Annotated in this window: 2 protein-coding genes; both read left to right on the forward strand. The window is 31.8% G+C overall.

Going from position 1 to position 5,774, the window contains the following annotated elements:
- Positions 1 to 492: phosphopantetheine-binding protein (locus H527_RS22645; protein ID WP_051316868.1), on the forward strand; the 492-nt coding region annotated here is incomplete at its 5' end.
- A gap of 8 nt (positions 493 to 500) precedes the next feature.
- The coding region (locus tag H527_RS23320) for a non-ribosomal peptide synthetase (protein ID WP_027414012.1) at positions 501 to 5,774 on the forward strand (5,274 nt) is incomplete at its 3' end.

Consider the following 5,774-nt stretch of genomic DNA (forward strand, 5'->3'; position numbering starts at 1 on the left):
CTTGTCGGTTATGTTGTAATGTCAGAGAGAGATACCTTGGATAAATCAGAGTTACAAAAACACTTAAAATCAAGTTTACCAGAGTATATGGTTCCCCAATTGTGGGTAGAGTTAGAGGATCTACCTTTGACACCTAATGGAAAGATAGACAAGAAGGCATTACCAGAGGTTGATGACACACATCTTTCAACTCAGCAATATGTAGGGCCACGTACAGAAACAGAAAAGCAATTAGTTTCCATTTGGCAGGAGTTATTAGGAGTAGACCAAGTAGGAGTCTATGATGATTTCTTTGAATTAGGAGGTCATAGTTTATTGGCGACCCGATTAGTTTCTATGATCCGTAGAGATTTAGGTATAGAAGTCTCTATTAGAGAGGTTTTTGAACATACAAAAATAGAGGGACAAGCAGCACTTATTGAATTTTTTAATCTAGATCTTGACGAAGACGAAGACGATCAAGAAAACTATAATGAAACTATTGAAATATAATTTTAAGCATGAATGCAGAAATTTTAAATATTCTAAAAGAGGCAAGTGAAAAAGGAGTAAAGATTGGACTAAAAGACAATTCTTTAACAATAAAATCGGCTACCCCTATTGATTCTGATTTACTTCAAAAAATAAAAGAAAATAAAGCGTTAATCATTAAATATATAGAGAAACGTAAAGCTAAAAATAAAAAGAATAAATTAACAAAGGTTACTCCTTGTGATCTAAACTCTATTACAGAAATCCCTTTGTCATTTGGACAGGAACGCTTATGGTTTTTGGATAAATTAAAAGGAAGTTTAGAGTATCACATGCCTGTTATTTTAAGATTAAAAGGAGCTTTAGATATTTCTTTTTTAGAAACTTCTTTTTGTAAGATAATAGATCGACATGAAGTATTGCGAACAAATATTTGTTCTAAAGATGGGATAGGATATCAAGAAATAATGTCTTGTGATAATTGGATATTAGAAAACAAGATATTAGATGATAATGATAGCTTGGAAGAGGCGATTTCTTCATTTATAGAGATTCCTTTTGATTTATCAAAAGATTATAAACTACGGGTTTGTTTATATAATTTAGGAAACGATCAGTATGTTTTAGCTTGTGTATTTCACCACATAGCTAGTGATGGTTGGTCAGAAGGTATTTTGGTTAATGAATTTACTGAGTTATATAGTGCTTTACAATCAGGTCATTCTGCTATTTTGCCAGAGTTGAGTTTACAATATAAAGACTATGCAGTCTGGCAACGAAACTACCTAGAAGGAAAAGTGTTAGAAAGTCAGTTGTCTTACTGGGAAGAAAAATTAAAAGGAGTAAGTACTTTATCATTACAAACGGATTATGTACGTCCTTCATTACAAAGTACCGTAGGAGCTAGTATTTATTTTCAACTAGATAAAAAATTAAGTGTTTCGATTGCGTCTTTATGTAAGCAGGAAGGTGTTACTACTTTTATGTTTTTATTATCAACCTTTAAGATTTTACTGTCTCGCTATAGTGGTCAGAATGATATTTGTGTTGGTACACCGATAGCAAACCGTACGCAATCCGAGTTAGAGGGTATGATTGGATTCTTTATCAATACCTTAGCTCTTCGAAGTGATTTGAGTGGCAATCCAAGTTTTATAGAACTATTAAAACAGGTAAAAGACACTACTTTGGGGGGATATGATAATCAATTAGCACCTTTTGAAAAGGTGGTGAATCGTGTAGTTGTCGAAAGAGATATGAATATTACCCCTTTATTTCAGGTAATGTTTGACTTACAAAGTACTCCAGAAGAATCTAAAGAAACAGCAGAAGGTTTGGGAGGTTTAGAAGGCATTACTATCTCAGAGTATGAGTTCGATACAGTTACTTCTAAGTTTGATCTAGCACTACATGCATCAGAAAATGATGCTGGTATTATATTAGATATGGAGTATTGTACAGCTTTATTTGATAGTTCTACCATCGATCGTATGCTTTTGCATTATCAAGAATTGTTGTTTAGTATTGTAAAGGATATTACTCAGCCAATCGGTGATTTATCGATGTTGACATCCAGTGAGGAAATACAGTTGTTTGAATCTTTCAATCGCACTCTAGTTACTTATCCAAAAAATAAGACAATTGTAGATTTATTTTCAGATCAGGCATCAAGAACTCCCAATGCTATTGCTGTAGTTTTTAAAGGTATGGAATTGAGCTATGAAGAGTTAGATAAACGGTCTAATCAATTGGGACATTACTTACGAGAAAAAGGTGTCAAACCAGATGATTTAGTAGGGATTTGTTTAGAGCGTAGTTTGGAGATGTTAATTGGGATTTTAGGTATTTTAAAATCAGGAGCAGCTTATGTTCCAATTGACCCTGATTACCCTAAAGATCGTATAGATTACACACTTGATGATGCTGGTATTAATATAGTTTTGAGTAGTGCTTATGGTAGTAGAGTATTAAAAAATAATAAAGATCTTATAATTTTATTGTTGGATGGAGACTGCGATGTAATTGGTGGTTTTTCAGAAAATGGACTTAGTAATGTATCATCACCTTCAGATTTAGCTTATGTAATTTATACTTCAGGAAGTACAGGAAAACCAAAAGGAGTTTTGATTACTCATACTAATGTAGTTCGTTTATTCTATAATGATTCTTGTTTATTTGATTTTTCATCTCAAGATGTTTGGACTTTATTTCACTCATTTTGTTTTGATTTTTCAGTTTGGGAAATGTATGGGGCTTTGTTGCATGGAGGACGTTTAGTAGTTGTTCCAAAAGAAGTCACTAAAAATGCTATATCTTTTAAAGATTTATTAATAAACGAAGGAGTTACCGTTTTAAACCAAACACCAAGCTCCTTTTACGCTCTTCAAGAAGAGTTTCTTTCAGGAAGTAGTAATCATTCACTTCGCTATGTGATTTTTGGAGGAGAGGCTTTAAATCCTAGTTATTTAGCTAGATGGAAGGAATTTTATCCAGACTGTAGGCTAATTAATATGTATGGCATTACAGAGACTACAGTTCATGTTACTTATAAAGAGATTACAGTTGTTGATACTCTTAGCTCTAAGAGTACTATAGGATCGGCTATTCCTACATTAGAATGTTATATAGTTGATGATTATTTAAACTTAGTTCCTATCGGAGTTGTAGGAGAACTATGCATTGGAGGAGCAGGCGTAGCCAGGGGGTATTTAAATAGAGGAGAGTTAACACAAGAAAAATTTATAGATAATCCATTTAGTAGTGATAGTAAATCGAGATTATATAGATCTGGTGATTTAGGTAAATGGTTAGCAGATGGAGGTATTGAATATTTAGGAAGGAAAGATGATCAGGTTAAGATTCGTGGATATCGAATCGAGTTGGGAGAGATAGAGCATGCTTTATCAAAGTTGGCTGGGATTCAAAGTAGTTGCGTTTTGGCTAGGGAAGATGTAAATGGAAATAAACGTTTGATAGGTTATATTGTTGTAGAAGGAGAGTTCGATAAAGAATCCATACAAGAGGAATTAAAGTTAAGTTTACCGGATTATATGGTTCCTCAATTATGGGTAGAGCTAGATGAGATGCCTTTAACCAGTAACGGAAAGCTAAATAAAAAATCGTTACCAGAACCAGATAGTTCAGATTTATCAACGCAGGTTTATGTAGCACCTCGTAACGAAACAGAACTACAGTTAGTAAAAATATGGAAGGAATTATTAGGAGTAGAGCAAATAGGTATTTATGATAATTTCTTTGAACTAGGAGGAGATTCTATTATATCTATTAGATTAATTTCAAAAATAAATGAAACGTTTGATAAGCACATCCAGTTACGAGATCTTTTTAATTATAGTAATATACAGGGATTTTCTGATTCAGTATTAAATGTAGATACTTATGATGGAACATATGATCTTCTTTACAAAGACGTTGAATCTAAAATATCAGTATTGTGTTCCTCAATATTAAATTCTAGAGAAGATTCAGATCTGATAGAAGATATTTATCCTATGAGTGATGTCCAGCAAGGTATGGTTATGGAATCATTAATAGACCCTAGTTTGGCGGTTTTTCATGATCAAATGTTATTTCCTTTTCAAGATTCCTCTTTCGACTTTGAAATATTTCACAAATCTATTTTAGTATTAATAGAAAAACATTCAATATTTCGTACACAATTTAACTTTTCCGATTACAATCAGCCTGTTCAGATTGTACATAAAGTAGTTTCCTTTGATATAAAACATACAGATTTAAGCATATTAGATAAGCAAACACAAGAAAAAAGAATAGAAGAATTTTTGATGTTAGAAAGAAAGATTTCTTTTCAGGTTCAAGAAGGTTCTTTATACCGTTTTCATATTTTTACTATTGATGCCTATAATAAAGTAATTGTTTTTCAATTTCATCATGCTATATTGGATGGTTGGAGTGTCGCTTCATTTGCTACAGAGCTATATAAAACCTATTTTAAACTCAAAAAAGAAAATAATTATCTTCCTTCTAAAATAGATTGTAGCCAACGTGATTTTATCATTAAAGAGCAAATGGCTAAGCAAGATACTACAGCTATTTCTTTCTGGAAAGAAGAATTATCAGGATATAAGAATTTAGAAATCTTTTCAGAAGAAACAGAAAAAACAGTAAACTATGTAAGACAATATGATATCTCTTTTTTACATAGTATCCAAGAACAATGTAAAGTGTCTAATGTTACATTGAAAACTGTGTTTTTTGGAGCATATATTTATGCATTACAGATGTTTACTCATGAAGCGGAGTTAACGGTTGGGTTGGTTTCTAATAATCGTCCACTAGTAAAAGATGGTGACAAGGTTTTGGGGTGTTTTTTAAATACTTTACCAGTACGTTATCTTTTTAAATCAGAAGGTAGTTGGGATTCTTATTTTCAAGATATTGAAGAAAAATTGAAAGAAGTACAACTTTATGGGCATTTGACATTTTTTGAGATCAAGCGACTTATCGGTATGAATAATGATGAATCTTTATTCGATACCTTGTTTAATTATATCGATTTTCATGTATACAATGATATCAATAAACAAAATTTTTCAATAAACGATTCGTCTGACGAGGATACAGATGTTACAGATGATTTAGATATTTCTTCTTTTGAACGAACAAATTCGAGCTTAAATTTAACGGTTAATCTAACTGGAGGTACTGGGGTTGAATTCCAGTATGCTTTACATAAGGATTTTAAATCAGAAGTTTCTTTAGAACGTTTTCATAGTTATGTCGATAACATTCTATCTTATTTTTGTGAAAAACCTAAAACTTCTGTTAGAATGGATCTGATTTTATCAGAAAATGAGTCTGATCAATTAACAGGAACCTTTAATAGTACAGAATTAGCGTATCCAGAAGATAAGACATTAGTAGAATTATTTGTAGATCAGGTTAAAAAAACTCCAGAATCTATAGCAGTTGTTTATGAGGATAATAGACTAAGTTATATAGAATTGGATCTTCTTTCTAACCAGTTAGCACATTATTTATTATCTAACCATGATATTAATAGAGGAGATCTAATAGGAGTAATTTTAGATCGTAGTGATTGGTTGATAGTTTCTTTTTTAGCGATATTAAAAACAGGAGGGGTTTATGTTCCTATAGACCCTAATTATCCAGAGGCACGAAAAGAATATATCCGTACAGATAGTGGTAGTTGTTTTATTATCGATGATTCTTTTTTAGATACATTCAAGAAAAAAAGTTCAGAGTATTCCGATAATTTACCAGAGGTTAGGATAGGTTCTAATGATTTAGCCTATGTTATT

The organism is Aquimarina muelleri DSM 19832, assembly GCF_000430665.1.
GTDB classification, from domain to species: domain Bacteria; phylum Bacteroidota; class Bacteroidia; order Flavobacteriales; family Flavobacteriaceae; genus Aquimarina; species Aquimarina muelleri.